The following is a 15,625-nucleotide window of genomic DNA, read 5'->3' as shown; positions in this document are numbered from 1 at the left end:
GCTGACCGCCGGCGGCGGCGGTGCGAGCGACGCGAACTCGTCGTCCGCATGCACGATCCTGCCGCCGACGACCGTCAGCACCGACGACAGCGACTTGATCCGCGCTTCGTCGATCGTGAAGTAGTCGTCCGTCAGCACCGCGAAATCGGCGTAGTGGCCGGGCACCAGCGCGCCCTTGCAGTCGTCCTCGCCGGAAAACCACGCGCTGCCGACCGTATAGCAGCGCAGCGCTTCCATCCGGCCGAGCCGGTTGCGTTCCGGATACAGCGCCGTGCCGCCGACCGTGCGCCCCGACACCATCCAGTACAGCGACACGAACGGGTTGTAGCTCGCGATGCGCGTTGCGTCGGTGCCCGCGCCGACCGGCAGCCCGGCCGCCAGCATCGCGCGGATCGGCGGCGTGCGCATCGCGGCTTGCGCGCCGTAACGCGCGATGAAGTACTCGCCCTGGAACGCCATCCGGTGCTGGACCGTCACGCCGCCGCCGAGCGCGGCAATGCGCGCGATGTTCGCATCGGTGATCGTCTCGCAGTGATCGAAGAACCAGCGCAGGCCGTCGAACGGCGTCTCGCGGTTCACGGCTTCGAGCACGTTCAGGAAGCGGCCGATCGATTCGTCGTAGGTCGCATGCAGCCGGAACGGCCAGCGGTGCCGCACCAGCAGCCGCACCACCGCGGCCAGTTCGGCCTCCAGCGCCGCCGGCAGATCGGGGCGCGGTTCGAGAAAATTGCCGAAATCGGCGGCCGAATACACCAGCAGCTCGCCGGCGCCGTTCATCCGCAGGAACGCGTCGCCGTCGCCGGGTTTCGCGAGCGTCACCCAGCGCGCGTAGTCGTCGAGCTCCCGCCCCGCATGCTGCACGAACAGGCTGTACGCGACGCGCACGGTCATTTCGCCGCGCCGCGCGAGTGCCAGGATCGCGCCGTAGTCGTCCGGAAAGGCCTGGAAATCGCCGCCCGCGTCGATCGCGCTCGTCACGCCGAGCCGGTTCAGCTCGCGCATGAAATGCCGCATCGAATTCATCTGGTCGTCGTGGCCGAGCTTCGGGGCCCGTTCGAGCGCCTCGTGCAGCACGGCCATGTCCGGGCGCGCGATCAGCAGGCCGGTCGGCCGGCCGAGGCGATCGCGCTGGATCTCGCCGCCGGGCGGGTTCGACGTGTCGCGGCCGTAGCCGATCGCGCGCAGCGCGGCCGCGTTCAGCAGCGCGCTGTCGCCCAGGTGCATGATGAAGACCGGCGTGTCGGGCGCGATCTCGTTCAGTTCGGCCGCCGTCGGCCCGCGCTTTTCGGCGAACTGGAATTCGGTCCAGCCGCCGACCACGCGCACCCAGTGCGGCGCGGGCGTGCGCAGCACCTGGCGACGCAGCATCGCGAGCGCGTCGGCCAGCGTCGGCACGCCGTCCCAACGCAGTTCCAGGTTGAAGTTCAGGCCGCCGCGGATCATGTGCAGGTGCGAATCGTTCAGCCCCGGGATCACGGTGCGGCCGTTCAGGTCGATGCACTGCGTGCCGGCATGCGCATGCCGCATCACGTCGTGCCCGCTGCCGGCCGCGAGGATCCGGCCGTCCTTCACGGCGAGCGCGGTCACGAACGACTGCCGGTCGTCCTGCGTCGCGATCTTGCCGTTGCATACGATGAGGTCCGCCGCCGCGGCGGATGCCGTCGCCCTAAGCACCGTCAGGCCCTCCGCTTGCGCCGTGAGCCGGCACGCGGCCGCATGCCGCCTGCCTCCGGTTCGACGATACACGGACCATCCACTCCCCCTTGAACATTGAACGATCGGACCGACGGGCCGCGGCGCGATGGCGCGGTGTCGTCCTGCGCGAACCGGGCATGCCGTTACGCCACCTGCTGCATCGCATCCGCCGCCTCGTGCCGCATGCGCGACCGGCCCGCCGGCAGTGCCGGCTCCGGGCGCACGAAGTTCTGCAGGCGCGCGAGCCGGCGCACGTCGAACGCGCGCGATTGCGGATCGAAATGCCCCGACAGGTTCGCCACCAGCGACGACGCCTGGCCGGTCCGCCCGCGCTCGATCAGGTGATCGGCGAGATCGAGCGTGCCGCGCAGCGCCCACATCGCGGCGCCTTGCCCGTTCGCGGTATGGATCCCGGTCAGCAGATGCCGGTGCCCTTCGACTTCATACGCGAGCGCGGCATCGGGCTCCGCGGTGCGGGCCTGCTCGAGCATCGCGAGCCCCCGGACGCGCAGCAGTTCCGGCACGAACAGGTGCTCGCCGTGCGCGCGGCAGCGCGCGAGCGTCGCATCGAGTTTCACGCATGCCTCGGCCGCGCGGCCGGTGCGCGTCAGCCCTTCCGCGTACGCGACGACCAGCGGCGCGAGCAGGCGCCGGAACCCGCTCGCCTCGATGCGCCGCAGCGCGGGTTCGAGCCGCGCGAGACCGGCGCCGGGATGCCCGGCCTGCATGTCGAACTGCCCGGCGAGGCCTTCCGCGTGGCTGAGCCAGATGTCGAACCCGTTCGCCTCCGCGGTCGAGCGCAGCGTGCCGAGATAGTCGGAAATCACGTCGTGATCGCCGTAGCGCAGCGCGATCGGCACGGCCGCCGCGCCGAGCACGACGCACAGCGCCAGCCCCGACCCGGTGCGGCGCGCGGATTCGACCGCCTGCGCGGCCAGCCGCATCGCGTATTCCGGATCGCCCTGCATCCAGACGAGCCGCATCAGCATCGTGCGGCCGAGCGTCGCGACGTCGACCCCGAGCGCGGCTTCCGCGCAGGACGGCTCGCCGGCCACGGCCAGCCCGGCGGTCGCGGCCTCCAGCCGCTCGCGGGCCTGCGCGTGTTCGCCGAAGTAATGCAGCGACGTTGCGACCATCGCGTTCGCCAGCAGCCGCTGCGGCCGGTCGCCGCGCCGTTCGGCCGCGCGCTCGAAGCGCGTCGCGTAGCGCAGCGATTCGTGGATGTCGGAGCGCGTCAGCATCGTGTTCCACAGCCCGACCAGCGCGCACGCGTCGAACGCCTCGTCGCCGATCCGGCCCGCGAGCACGAGCGTCCGGTCCCACATCGCGGCCGCCGCGTGCGTATCGCCGTCGGTATGCAGCAGCGCCGTCGCATAGGCGGCGCGCAGACGCAGCTCGCGTGCCGCGTCGATGCCGCCGGTATCGCCGGTTCCAGCGGCCTCGATCGCGTCGAGCGCCCGCCGCGCCGGATGCGCGCATTCGCGCATCCGCGCCGGTTCCAGCAACGCGAGCGCCAGTGCGTCCGCTTCGTGCCCTCGCGGCTCGACCGCGACGGGCTCGCGCGGCGCCGGCGCCGGTGCGTCCGCGGCGACACGCGGGCTCGCGAGATCCGCGGCCGGCGCCGGCGCCTGCATCCGCGCCTCCCCCTGCTCGCGCTCGTAGCACGCATGACGCTCGGCGACGAGGTCGAATTCGCCTTCGTTGCGCAGTTTCTCGAGCGCGTACGCGCGCGTCGATTCCGTCAACCGGTAACGCGCGTGCGCGCCGTGGAACTCGACGGTCACCAGCGACTTCGCGACCAGCTCGCCGAGCACCGCGATCGTCTCGGCGGCCGACATCCCGGGATCCATCGCGACCTCGCGCGCTGCATCGAACGTGAACGGGCCGGTGAAGCACGCCATCCGGCGAAACAGCGAGCGCGCGGCCGCATCCAGCAGCACGTAGCTCCAGTCGAACGTCGCCCGCAACGTCTGGTGGCGCGGCAGCGCCGAGCGCAGCCCGCCGGTCAGCAGGTTCAGCCGGTCGTCCAGACGCGCGGCGACGGCCTCGAGCCCGAGCGTCGCGACGCGCGCGGCAGCCAGCTCGATCGCGAGCGGCAGCCCGTCCAGGCGCCGGCAGATGTCGCCGATCAGCCGGATGCCGGCCGCATCGACCGCGCAGTCGGGCGTGGCGGCGCGGATCCGCGCGAGGAACAGCTCGACGGCCGAATGACGCACGATCTCGTCGAGCGGCACGTCGCTGTCCGGCACCGCCAGCGGGCTCACGCGAAACACGGCTTCGGCCGAGATATGCAGGGGTTCGCGGCTCGTCGCGAGCACGCGCAGCGACGGCGCGCGCGACGTCAGCGTATCGACGAGATCGGCCACCAGATCGACGACGTGTTCCGCGTTGTCGAGCACGATCAGGGCCGGCGACGCGGCGAACGCTCCGGCGATCCGGTCGATGCCCGGCACGCCGTCGGTCTCGAGGCCGAGTTCCGCGGCGATCGCGAGCAGCACGTCGTCGCGCGTCGCGGCGCTCGCGAGCGCGACGAACAGCACGCGTTCGCCGGACCGCTCGCGCAGCTCGTGGGCGACGCGGCCGGCCAGGCTCGTCTTGCCGATGCCGCCCGCCCCGACGAGCGTGACGACCGGCGCGCGCTCGATCATGTCGACGATCTGCCCGATCTCCGCCTGACGCCCGACGAGCGAAACCGGGCGGGCCGCCGCGACGGGATCGGCCGGCAACGCGGCCGTGCGCGGCGCGGCCTCGTGCGCGACGGCGGGAGGCGCGATCAGCAGGTAGCCGCGGCCCGGCACCGTCTTGATCAGGTCGCGGTCCGCGCCCAGCGCCTTGCGCAGCGTCGCGACGTGGACCTGCAACCGGTTTTCCTCGACGATCAGGCCCGGCCACACGGCATCCATGATGTCGTCCTTCGACACGACGGAACCGTTGGCGCGATGCAGCACTTCAAGTATGTCTAGCGCGCGTGCGCCGATACGCAGCGACGCGCCGTGGTGGCGAATGTCACGCTGCTCGAAATCCACCGACAACGTCCCGATCTGGATCATGGCCGCCTCCAGGTTCCCCACGATGACCGCCATGTGAACACGGCCGTTCACCAGGGCGGGAATGCACACCCGTCCAGCGCTGCCGGCCGGGCGCAAAGTCTCAAAATGTGGACTGAGTGTAAACACCGAATTAACAAAAATCTTGAAGGAAAATGCGCTGGCCTTCCGCACACCGGCGCGCCCGCGGGCGGGCGCCGCGCCGAATGAAAATGGGGCAACATCGGCCCCGCGTTGGCCATGGCGGCGCGCTCGCGTGCCCGTCGAGGCCGGCGCGGCGCGGGTCGGGCCGCTGGCAAGCATTTCGTCAGCAAGTGGACATTTATTCAAGTTAACTTGGGCCGGTCGAGTGCACCGTTTAAACTTCGCGTAAATATGTTCGCGCGCCGCCCCCCATCGAAGGATTGTTCCGCCATGCCAGATTCCCTCGTCGCGTCCCCGGCCGCACGGCCGAAAGACACGCTCGGCTGCCTGTCGAGCCTGCTGTCCAAGGACATCGAACGCCCGGTCGGCGGGCTCACGCTCCATCGCAAATGCATGCGCGACGAGCACTTCGAGCGCATCGAGATGGCGGCCAGCGATCGCGGCTTCCTGATCGGCGTGTCGCTCAACGGCGGGCACCGGCGCACGATCTACGGCGGCACCGGCCAATCCCGCTCCGAGCGGCGGTTCCAGCACAACTCGATCTACATTCGCGACTTCTCCCGGAATTTTCGTGCCGACCTGTACGGCAAGTTCGACTTCCTGCTGGTCGAGCTGTCGCACGCGTATCTCGACGGCCTCGGCCGCGAGCACGACGGCACCGAAATCGGCGGCCTGACCTGCGCGCCCGACGTACAGGACGAAGTGCTGGGCCATCTCGCGCACGCGGTGGCCGACAGCCTCGACGAGCCCGGCGTGCTGAACGCGCTGTTCGTCGAGCAGATGGGGCTCGCGATCGGCGCGCATCTCGCGCGCCAGTACGGCAACGCGGACGCGCGCGACCTGCAGCACAAGGGCCTGCTGTCGCCGGCGAAGACGGCGCTCGCGAAAGAGCTGCTGATGGAGAAGGCCGATCTCGGCGTGTCGATCGAGGAAGTCGCGCGCGAATGCGATCTGTCGCGCGGCTATTTCATTCGAGCATTCTCGCGCACGACGGGGCGCACGCCGCATCAATGGCTGCTCGAACAGCGCGTGATCCGCGCGCGGCAACTGATCGAGACGACCGACATGTCGCTCGCGGAAATCGCGGCCGCCTGCGGCTTCGCGGACCAGAGCCACCTGAACCGCGTGTTCGCGCGCATCGTCGGCCATCCGCCCGGCGCCTGGCGGCGCGAACTGACGCGCTGACGCGGCCGCGCGCCACCGCTACGCGCGCGCCCCGCACCTCACTGCACGACACGGCACATCACGGCGCGCATCGCCCGTCGCTCACCGGAGCGGCGTCGCGTCGTAATTGACCGGCACCCAGTCGTACTGCTCCCCGTCCCTGCGCAAATGCCCGAGCCCGGGAAACGCGATGTGCGCGGCGCCGACGAGGTAACGCTTGTCCGCGACACGCTTCAGCGTATCGCGCCGGGTGCGGCGCGCCGCGTCCGCATCGCTGTCGTACTGGACCGTCGCGTCCGGGTCCTGCAGCTGGATCGCCGCGACGTGCACGATGTCGCCCCACGCGAGCAGCCCGGCGTCGCCGCTCTCGATCAGGTACGCGGTATGGCCCGGCGTATGGCCCGGCATCGGCACCGCGCGAATGCCGGGCGCGAGCGTCGCTTCGCCGCGAAACGTCTTGAAGCGGCCCGCCGCGACGTACGGCGCGACCGACGCGGCAGCCGCATCGAAGAACGACGCGAGGAACGCCGGCGCCTGTGCCTTGTTGTCCGGATCGAGCCAGTAGTTCGCTTCGATCTCGTTCACGCGCACCACCGCGTTCGGGAAGGTCATCCTGCCGTTCGTCACGATGCCGCCGACATGATCCTTGTGCAGGTGCGTGAGCAGCACCTCGTCGATCTGCTCCGGCGCATAACCGGCCGCACGCAGGTTCGCGAGCAGCTTGCCGCAGCAATCGCCGTACAGCACGCCGGCCCCGGAATCGACGAGAATCCGCTTCGTGCCGGTATCGACCAGGAACGCGTTGATCGAGCCCTGCACGGGCGGTTCGAGAAACGCGCGGTCGAGATCGCGCCGGATGTCGTCCTTCGAGATGTCGCGGAACACCGTATCGACCGGAAACGGATGCGTGCCGTCGGACAGTGCGACGATCCGCAGGCTGCCGAGCTGCTGCCGATAGAAGCCGGGCGCCTGATCCGCGCCGCCCGGTTCGGCGGCACACGCGGCCGATGCGAGGATGCCGAAGCACCACGCGATGACCAGCATGCCGCCGGTACGCCAGTTCAGGTTCTTCATGTCCGCTCCCCGGTTGCGTATCGAGATATCGCGCGCGTTGCCGGCCCGGCCGGTCAGGCGCGCGACACCGAGCTTACCGGCCGGTTTCGCAATAATCCTGAGCGCGACATGAATCGTTCTGAAAGCCGGCACCCGTCGGCGCCGGCCCGGCTTACGCGGCCCGATCCCGCGCGCGCTGCGCGTCGAGCAATGCGGCGCGAAACACGTCGGCCGGCTGCGCGCCGCTGACGACCGTCGACCCGATGCGCGTCGACGGCACCGACGCGATGCCGTCGCGCACCGCCGCCGCCTCGAGCGCGACCACCGCGTCGAGCCCTTCGCCGGATGCGAGGAATGCACGCACCGCATCGCCGGCCAGGCCGGCGCCGGCCGCGATCTCGACCAGCACGTCCGCATCGCCGATATCGCGGCCGTCGCGGAAATACGCGGCAAACAGCGCATCGACGAGCGCGACCGCGTTGCCGCGCTGCTGCGCGAACCAGACGAGCCGGTGCGCGAGCCGCGTGTTCGGCGTGCGCGCGATCCGTGCGTGGTCGAACACAAGGCCCGCCGCGCGGCCGGCGTCGGCCACATGCGCATCGAGCGCCTGCGAGCGCGCCCAGCTGCCGAACTTCGCGCTCCGGTACGCCTTGCGGTCGATGCCGCCGGCCGGCATCGTCGGGTTCAGCTCGAACGGCACGAACCGCACGTTCACGGCGCCGGCCAGGCCGGCTGCTTCGATCGCCTCCGCGAGCCGGTGCTCCGCGATCCAGCACCACGGGCAGATCAGGTCGTAGGTCACGGTTACTTCGACGGGTTTCATCGTCATCTCCTGTACATTGCAGTCCGGAAGATAACGCTTGCGCGCCGGCGATAGAATGCGAACGGCACGCAACGCATCGTTGCGGCCTGCACAAAGGCACAAAGACTCGAAGAGCACGACATGGACAAATTCTCCGCGCTGCGCGCGTTCGTCGAAGTAGCGGAAGCCGGCGGCTTCTCGAGCGCGGGGCGCCGTCTCGACCTCGCGGCATCGTCGGTGGTACGCGCGGTGGATGCGCTCGAGGCGTCGCTCGGCACCGTACTGCTGAACCGCACGACGCGCCAGGTCACGCTGTCCGATGCGGGCGCGATGTACTACGCGCGCGCGAAGCAGCTGCTCGAGGAACTCGCGGAAGCCGACGCGCTGGTGTCCGATCGCGGCGACGAGCCGTCCGGGCCGCTGCGCGTGTCGGTGCCGGTCGCGTACGGCGTGCGCCGCATCGCGCCGCACGTCGCGGCGTTCCTCGCGCGCCATCCGAAGCTCGACCTCGACCTGCAGCTCACCGACGAACGCGTCGATCTCGTCGCAGGCCGCATCGACGTCGCGATCCGGCTCGGCGAAGCGGTGCCGTCCGCCGAAGTCGTCGCGCGGACGCTCGGCACGTTTCACCGCTACGTCGTCGCGAGCCACGACTATCTCGCCGCGCACGGCACGCCGGCCGAGCCGGGCGAGCTCGTCGATCACGCGTGCCTGCGCTTTCACTTCGGCGGCGACCAGCAGGCGTGGTCGTTCGTCGACGCGCACGGCACGGCGCAGGTGCGCGTTACCGGGCGCCTGAAATCGAACCACAGCGAAGTGCTTCGCGATGCGGCGCTCGACGGCGCCGGCATCGCGCTGCTGCCCGACTGGCTGGTCGAGGCCGACGTCCAGTCGGGCCGCCTGCGCCGGCTCTTCGAGCAATACGACGTGACGCCCGGCACGGCCCGCTCGGTCGTCACCGCGCTCTACCTGCCGACGCAGCGCGGCTCGAAACGCGTGACCGCGTTCATCGATTTCGTCGAAACGCTGGTGCGCGCGCCGCACTGAGCCGTCCGGCGGCGTGCCGCGCGACGCGCGGCGCCGCGCTACCAGCCGAACTTCGCTTCGACGCCTACGTAGTCGGCATTGCGCGCGCCGAGCGCGCGGATCGAGTCGGCGATCTGGAAGTGCACGGCCTCGACGGCCAGCGCCATGTTCGGATTGACGAGCCAGTCCACGCGGGCCTGCGCATACATCCCCGTGTACGAACCGCCCTTGCCGGCCGTGCCGGGCACCGCCGACATCCCCTGCCCGTAGATCGCGTCTGCCGTCGTCTCGCGCCACTGGAAACCGACCGCGGTCAGCACCGTCACGCTGCTCGACGGCTTGAACGTCAGCGACGGCTTCACGTGAATCAGGTTGCTGTAGCCGGTGTAGCCCGCGAGCGTGAAGTAATAGCCGTTCGGGAACAGCGGGTTGAAGGTGCCCATGCGTCCGTCGCCGGGATGCTTGTCGCCCGATGCGCCGTCGACCTGGATGCCGACGCGCGGCGTGCCCGGCGTCTTCGCGAACGTGTAGCCGCCCAGCGCGCCGAATGCCCACGCGCCGATCGTGTCCTGGCCGATGTGCCCGGTCTGGAGCATCGCCTCGACGTCCCAGTCGAACCCGCTGGACTTGCCCGCGTAGCGCATGTCGAACACGTCGCGCCGCTCGGTGCCGGCCCCCGCGACGTAGCGCGCGTTGTCGCGCGTATAACGCGACCAGTACGCCGACAGGTCGCCGGGGCCCGTGTCGGTGCGCTCGACACGCACGCCGTCGAACCGCAGGTGCCGGTTCGACACGTCGTCGAACGCCGCGTCGTTGCGATACTGCACCGGGCGCGTCACATAGCCGATCAGCCGCCACTTGCCGATTTCGTAATCCGCCCACAGCGCGTCGAACGCCTGGCGCACGTTCGGGCCGTCGCGCACCGACACGAACCGCTGCAGGTCGTACGCCATCTCCTGCCGGCCGATCCGCGCCTTGAACGTGCCGCCGCCGATCTGGTCGACATACGCGACGAACGCCTGCTCGATGTCGAACTGATCCTTGTCGACGGGCGACACCGTGTCCTTGCCGAACGGCCGCGCATCGACGAACTGGACGAACGCCTGGAAATGCCCGGCGTAACGCAGGTCCGCATGCACCGTCGCACGCTGGATCACGTAGTTGTCGTCGTGCGCGGCGCCGAGCCCGAACAGCGGCGCGTTGTTCAGCTCGAAGCGCTCGCGCAGGTTCGCGCCGAGCGACAGGTAGGTCGACGGGTCGCCGCCGAGCGGGATGTACTTCAGCGCATCGCCCGGCTGGCGCGGCACGCACGGGTTCGCGAGCACCGACCAGTCCTCCTGCCAGCGGTTGAACAGCACCGTGGGCCGCTTCGCGGTACACGTCGTGCCGGCAGCCGCGGCCGGCGAAGCTGTCGAAGCCGCCGAAGCGGCATCCTCGGCTCCGGCCGCCGTACCCGCGTAGCCCGCGACGCCGCCCGCCAGCACGGCGGCCGGCAGCACGCGGCGCCATGCGCGCCCCATCGACCCGCGCTCCATCACTTCGACCGCGCGTGGATCTCGGCGACGTAGCCGCCCGGGAACTGCACGAGCGCCGCATCGCGCCCGTCCGACGTGAACGTCGGCACCAGCACGGTCACGCCCGCGGCCTGCGCCTGCTTCAGCGTCGCGGCCAGGTCCGGCACTTCATAGCCGGTCATCTCGCGGCCGAACGGGTAAGGCAGATGGCCGTCGGTGGCGAGCACGGTCATCTTGCCGAAACCCGATTCGATGCGGATGCGGCGATACGTATCGTTCGGCCGGCCGATCTCGATGCCCGGCGCCTTGCGCACGTCGGACACCACCTTGCCGCGCGAGAACGCGACGAAGTCGTGCACCAGCTTGCTCGCGCTTTCCGGCGACACGTACACGCGGTTTTCCGGCACCGTCTGCAGCGGGTCGTATTTCGGCGCCTGCGTGTGCCAGTAGAGCTGCATGTTCACGCCGCCCGGCCAGCGGATGATCGCGTCGCGGCCGATCGGGTCGGGGAACGTGTCGACGATCACGTCCGCGCCGTGCGCACGCGCCGATTTCATCGCGACGTCCATGTCGGTGACGAGGTAGCCGGTGCGCTCCTGGCAGAACGGATAGGGAATCGGCGTCTTGAAGCCGAACACCGAGATCGTGCCGGCCGGCGTGAACACGAGCTGCGACATCGTCTGGCTCGGCGTCGGCGTGACCTGGAACACGCCCTGCTGCGACTTCTTGCCGCCGAACGTCGCGACGAAGCTGTCGGTGAAGCGATCGAAATCCTCCGGCGCGACGCACACGTGCGTCGTGTCGTACTGCGGGGCGACCGCGACGGCCGGCACCTTCGCGGACGTCGTCTCGAGCAGGCGCGTCTCGTCGGCATGGGCCGGCGCGGTGGCCAGCAATGCGCCGAGCACGGCCGCCGACGCGGCCGTCAGCCGCCATGCCTGTTGCAATTTCAGTGCGATCATCGGGTTCTCCTTGAAAGTGGCGCGCGCGGCCACATGCCGCGCGCGCATTTAGCGTGACGTCGGCCGCTCGTCGGGCCGACCGGATTGATAGGCGAGGAAGCACAGCACCGCGAGCGGCAGCGCGAGCGCCCAGAACGCCGCGAACAGATAGGCCATCGCACCCGCGCCGGCGCCGAGCGCGAAGCCCGCGACCGGCGGCAGCGTGCGCCGCAGCCGCACGCGTGCGGCTTCGCGTTCGGCCGGCGCGGCGAGCGGCACCAGCCAGTCGAATGCATCGATTACCGCCTGCGTGACGTTGCCCGTCATCACCGTGTTGGCGACGACCGAGCGGGCCGTCAGCCGCGCGTGCGCGTTCTGGACGCCCATCGCCGCGGCGCCGAGGAGGCCGCACAGGATCGTCCTCGGCGCGTCGGCATCGGCAATCGGCGAGGCCATCACGCCGGCCAGCATGAAGCCGGCCAGCAGCACGGCCTGCAGCGCATACAGCGAACGCGCACGCACGCCGTGGCCCAGCTGGCGCATCCGGTGGTCGAGCACGCGCGCGACGACGATGCCCGCGATGAAGGACGGAAACGCGAGCCACTTGATCGCGAGCCCTTGCCCGACGCCGGCCAGGCCCGAGCCGATCAGGATGAAGTTGCCGGTGACGTGCGCGGTGAACAGGCCGAACAGCGCGACGAAGCCAAGCGTGTCGACATATCCCGCGATCGACGCGAGAAACACGTCCTCGCCGCGCACGCGGTCGGGCACGGCGCCCGCGGTTACCGGCTGCGACGGCATGACCCGGTTTCCTGGATGGTGGCGCCGGCGCCCGGCGAGATCTGATAACGCATGTTCCGCTCCGGTTGCGCCGACCGGCCCGGCTTGCCGACTGGCATCCGGCCCGTGCGGCGGTTCGGAAGCCAGACTAGTGAAGGCTGACCTTAATGTCATGGCGGCCGCCTGAATTTTTCTGAATCGGCGGCGGGCTCGCGTGGCCGGGGGGCCGGGCGGGCACGACGCGGTTTGCGCACCGCGCCGGGCCCCGCAGCGCGCCGAAAGCCCCGCCGCGCGCGGCATGCGGCCCGTCAATCGTGCTATTTTTCGATCGATAGTTAACGCAGGCGCACCATCGGGAGCCGATGCATGACCGAAAGAAAACGCAGCACGCCGGCCCGCGAGCGCGGGACGGACGCCGACGGCAACGCCGTCACGCCGGGCCGCCGGCTCGCGCCGGAAGCGCGCGAGCGGCAGATCGTCGAGAAGGCGATCGAGCACTTCGCGACGCACGGCTTTTCCGGCAGCACCCGCGAGCTCGCGCGGCAGATCGGTGTCACCCAGCCGCTGCTGTACCGCTACTTCCCGAGCAAGGAGGCACTGATCGACCGCGTGTACGACGAGATCTACACGTGGAACCCCGACTGGGAAAAACTGATCGGCGACCGCACGGTGTCGCTGCAGGAGCGGCTCGTCGCGTTTTATCGCGACTATGCGCAAACCATCCTGCGGCGCGAATGGATCCGCACGTTCATCTTCGCGGGGCTCAGCCGCGAGGGATTCAACACGCGTTACCTGTCGCGGCTGCGCGAACGCGTGTTCCTGCCGGTGCTGCGCGAGCTGCGGCACGAATACGACATCGCGACGCCCACCACCGAGGCCCAGCGCAATGCGGAAGTCGAGCTGGTCTGGAGCCTGCACGCGAGCATCTTCTATTTCGGCGTGCGCAAGTGGGTCTACGGCCTGCCGGTGCCCGACGATCTCGACACCGAGATCGAACGGCTGATCGACGCGTTCCTGCACGGCACGCCCGCCGCGCTGAAGCAGCTCACGTCGGACGCACCCGCGCGGCGGCGCCGGCGCGGCTGACACGGGTGGCAGGCATGCCGTGCGACGACGGTCGCATCGTCGTCCGGCATGTTCACGTTCGTGCCTCTTCGTCAGGCCCGCACGCGACGGGACGCCACCGGCCGAGCGAATCACGCGGGGATCGGGAGCCGCCTGCCACGGCCGGCCCGTGACCAGGCAAGCCGGTTCCGGCCGTGCGCGCAATCACGCGAATTCAGAACAATTTATCCGGCGCGCCGCACGATTCGCCTATTCTCGAAAGGCATTTGCGGCCGCGCCGGTTTCGCGCGGGCCGAACCGAACAGCGACCGACCCATGACCCTCTCCATGCCCTCGATCACCCATCACACCGTCACCGCGAACGGCATCCGCCAGCACTACATCGACGCCGGCAGCGGGCCTGCCGTCGTGCTGCTGCACGGCTTCCCCGAGACCAGCTTCGCGTGGCGCTTCCAGATTCCCGCGCTCGCGCAGCGCTACCGCGTGATTGCGCCCGACCTGCGCGGTTACGGCGAAACCGACAAGCCGGCCGCCGGTTACGACAAGCGCAACATGGCGCGCGACGTCGCCGGGCTGCTCGACGCGCTCGGCATCGGCCGCATCGCGCTCGTCGGGCACGACCGCGGCGCACGCGTCGCGACGCGTTTCGCGAAGGACTTCCCCGAACGCGTCGACCGGCTCGTCGTGATGGACAACGTGCCGACGCGCATCGTCGCGCAGAACATGACCGCGCAAACGGCGCGCGCGTACTGGTTCTTCCTGTTCCACCAGGTTCCGGATCTGCCCGAGGCGCTGATCGCCGGCAAGGAAGCCGAGTGGCTCAGCCACTTCTTCTCCGACTGGTGCTACAACCCGCACGCGATCTCCGGCGACGCGTTCGACACCTACGTGCGCGCGTACCGGCGCCCGGGCGCCGTGCGCGGCGCGCTGGCCGACTATCGCGCGAACGCCGAGGACGTGCAGCAGGATCTCGTCGACGCGGACGTCAAGATCGCGTGCCCGACGATGGCGCTCTGGGGCGAGGATTTCTACGCGGTCGGCAAGATGTTCGACATGAAATCCGTGTGGGAAAGCATGGCGGCGGACCTGCGCGCCGAGCCGATCGCACAGTGCGGGCACCTGCCGCAAGAGGAGCAGCCGGAGCGCGTGAACGCGCTGCTCCTCGACTTCCTGAAGCACTGGGAAGGCTGATTCGATGCGCGCGCAACGAACCATCGGGAGGCTGGCAGCATGAGCGACGTTTCGGGCCCGCTGGCGGTTGTGATCGGCGGATCGGTGGGCGGGCTGTTCACCGCCACTTCACTGCGGGCGGCCGGCTGGCGCGTCAAGGTCTTCGAGCAATCGCCGAACGAGCTCGACAGCCGCGGCGGCGGCATCGTGCTGCAAGCGCCGATCGAACGCGCGTTCGCGTTCGGCGGCGTGCCCGTGCCGCACGATGCGGGTGTCGATTCGGGCGACCGGATCTATCTCGACGCGCACGACCGGATCGTGCAGCGCCTGGCCATGCCGCAGACGCAGACCGCGTGGAACGTGATCTATACGGCGCTGAAGCGCGCGCTGCCCGCCGGCGTCGTGCACGGCGGCGTGTCGTTCGAGCGCTTCGAGCAGGAGGGCGACCGCGTGATCGCGCACTTCGCGGACGGCCGCGTCGAGCCGGCCGACCTGCTGGTCGGCGCCGACGGCGGCCGCTCGAACGTGCGCGCGCAACTGCTGCCCGATGCGCGGCCCGCGTATGCGGGTTATGTCGCGTGGCGCGGGTTGGTCGACGAGCACCTGCTGTCGGCCCCGGTGCTCGACGTGCTGCGCGACCGCTTCACGTTCCAGCAAGGCGACGCGCACCTGTTCCTCACCTATCTGGTTCCCGGCCGCGACGGCGCGATCGAGCCGGGCAAGCGGCGCGTGAACTGGGTCTGGTACCGGCGGCTCGCACCGGCGAGCCTGCCGTCGCTGTTTCTCGCGCGGGACGGCACGCAGCGCGACGGTTCGCTGCCGCCCGGCGCGATGCGCGACGACAACCGGCTCGAACTCGTGGACGCGGGCCGCCGGCTGCTGGCGCCCACGCTCGCCGCGCTCGTCGACGCGACGCAGGCGCCGTTCGCGCAGGCGATCCTCGATCTCTCGGTCGAGCGCATGGCGTTCGGCCGCGCGGTGCTGCTCGGCGACGCGGCCTGCCTCGTGCGGCCGCATACGGCCGCGGGCGTCGCGAAAGCGGCGGAGAATGCGGTCGGGCTCGCCGAGGCGCTGCGCGGCGTCGTGCACGGCCCCGCGTTCGACGCCGCGCTGGCGGGCTGGGAAAAGCGTCAGCTCGCGACCAACGCGTCGCTGTCCAACCTCGGCATCTCGCTCGGCACGCGGATCATGGGGCGCGCGTGACCGTCCGGCGGTGCGCGCCGC

The 15,625-nt window shown here is 70.3% G+C and carries 12 protein-coding genes; 5 read left to right on the top strand and 7 right to left on the bottom strand.

Features of this window, described 5'->3' with window-relative positions; all coding sequences use genetic code 11:
• Together ABY44_RS30765 and ABY44_RS30760 are read right to left on the bottom strand one after the other, a co-directional pair.
• A partial coding sequence (locus ABY44_RS30765) for an amidohydrolase (RefSeq protein ID WP_431643065.1) occupies positions 1-1,674 on the bottom strand: 1,674 nt, incomplete at its 3' end.
• Between the two features lie 164 nt (positions 1,675-1,838).
• Positions 1,839-4,745, bottom strand: a complete 2,907-nt coding sequence (locus ABY44_RS30760; protein ID WP_060173546.1) for an ATP-binding protein — start codon at positions 4,743-4,745, stop codon at positions 1,839-1,841.
• 411 nt (positions 4,746-5,156) lie between these two features.
• Here ABY44_RS30760 and ABY44_RS30755 point away from each other — a divergent pair, with 411 nt between their 5' ends.
• Entirely contained in the window at positions 5,157-6,071 is a 915-nt protein-coding gene (locus ABY44_RS30755; RefSeq protein ID WP_027792615.1) for a helix-turn-helix domain-containing protein, read from the top strand.
• An 81-nt stretch (positions 6,072-6,152) separates the two neighbouring features.
• On the opposite strand, the gene ABY44_RS30750 is transcribed toward ABY44_RS30755, so the two are convergent.
• Complete coding sequence (locus tag ABY44_RS30750; RefSeq protein WP_414142787.1) at positions 6,153-7,124, bottom strand: MBL fold metallo-hydrolase; 972 nt, start codon at positions 7,122-7,124, stop codon at positions 6,153-6,155.
• Between the two features lie 151 nt (positions 7,125-7,275).
• Positions 7,276-7,926, bottom strand: a complete 651-nt coding sequence (locus tag ABY44_RS30745) for a DsbA family oxidoreductase (RefSeq protein WP_060173608.1) — start codon at positions 7,924-7,926, stop codon at positions 7,276-7,278.
• A 120-nt stretch (positions 7,927-8,046) separates the two neighbouring features.
• Between ABY44_RS30745 and ABY44_RS30740 the strand changes: the two genes are divergently transcribed.
• The gene (locus ABY44_RS30740; RefSeq protein ID WP_060173547.1) at positions 8,047-8,952 is read left to right on the top strand and encodes a LysR family transcriptional regulator; all 906 of its coding nucleotides are present in this window, start codon (positions 8,047-8,049) and stop codon (positions 8,950-8,952) included.
• A gap of 38 nt (positions 8,953-8,990) precedes the next feature.
• Here ABY44_RS30740 and ABY44_RS30735 read toward each other — a convergent pair whose 3' ends face one another.
• Genes ABY44_RS30735 through ABY44_RS30725 form a run of 3 tightly spaced genes read right to left on the bottom strand, consistent with a single transcriptional unit; the run spans position 8,991 to position 12,187 of the window.
• Entirely contained in the window at positions 8,991-10,451 is a 1,461-nt protein-coding gene (locus ABY44_RS30735; RefSeq protein ID WP_431643061.1) for an alginate export family protein, read from the bottom strand.
• Positions 10,452-10,465: 14 nt separating this feature from the next.
• A complete protein-coding gene (locus tag ABY44_RS30730; RefSeq protein ID WP_060173609.1) occupies positions 10,466-11,407 on the bottom strand; it encodes a hypothetical protein in 942 nt (313 codons plus the stop codon).
• Positions 11,408-11,455: 48 nt separating this feature from the next.
• The gene (locus tag ABY44_RS30725) at positions 11,456-12,187 is read right to left on the bottom strand and encodes a YoaK family protein (RefSeq protein WP_027792609.1); all 732 of its coding nucleotides are present in this window, start codon (positions 12,185-12,187) and stop codon (positions 11,456-11,458) included.
• 345 nt (positions 12,188-12,532) lie between these two features.
• Between ABY44_RS30725 and ABY44_RS30720 the strand changes: the two genes are divergently transcribed.
• The 3 genes from ABY44_RS30720 (at position 12,533) to ABY44_RS30710 (ending at position 15,604) form a co-directional block, all read left to right on the top strand.
• On the top strand, positions 12,533-13,252 hold the full coding sequence (locus ABY44_RS30720; protein ID WP_027792608.1) for a TetR/AcrR family transcriptional regulator: 720 nt from the start codon (positions 12,533-12,535) through the stop codon (positions 13,250-13,252).
• 294 nt (positions 13,253-13,546) lie between these two features.
• Positions 13,547-14,422, top strand: a complete 876-nt coding sequence (locus tag ABY44_RS30715) for an alpha/beta fold hydrolase (RefSeq protein WP_060173549.1) — start codon at positions 13,547-13,549, stop codon at positions 14,420-14,422.
• Between the two features lie 39 nt (positions 14,423-14,461).
• Positions 14,462-15,604, top strand: coding sequence for an FAD binding domain-containing protein (locus ABY44_RS30710; protein ID WP_060173550.1), 1,143 nt, complete (start codon positions 14,462-14,464; stop codon positions 15,602-15,604).
• Positions 15,605-15,625: the final 21 nt, after the last annotated feature.

The organism is Burkholderia sp. ZZQ-2 (genome assembly GCF_050768715.1).
Taxonomy (GTDB): domain Bacteria; phylum Pseudomonadota; class Gammaproteobacteria; order Burkholderiales; family Burkholderiaceae; genus Burkholderia; species Burkholderia cepacia.
This window is presented reverse-complemented; position numbering and strand designations above follow the sequence as displayed.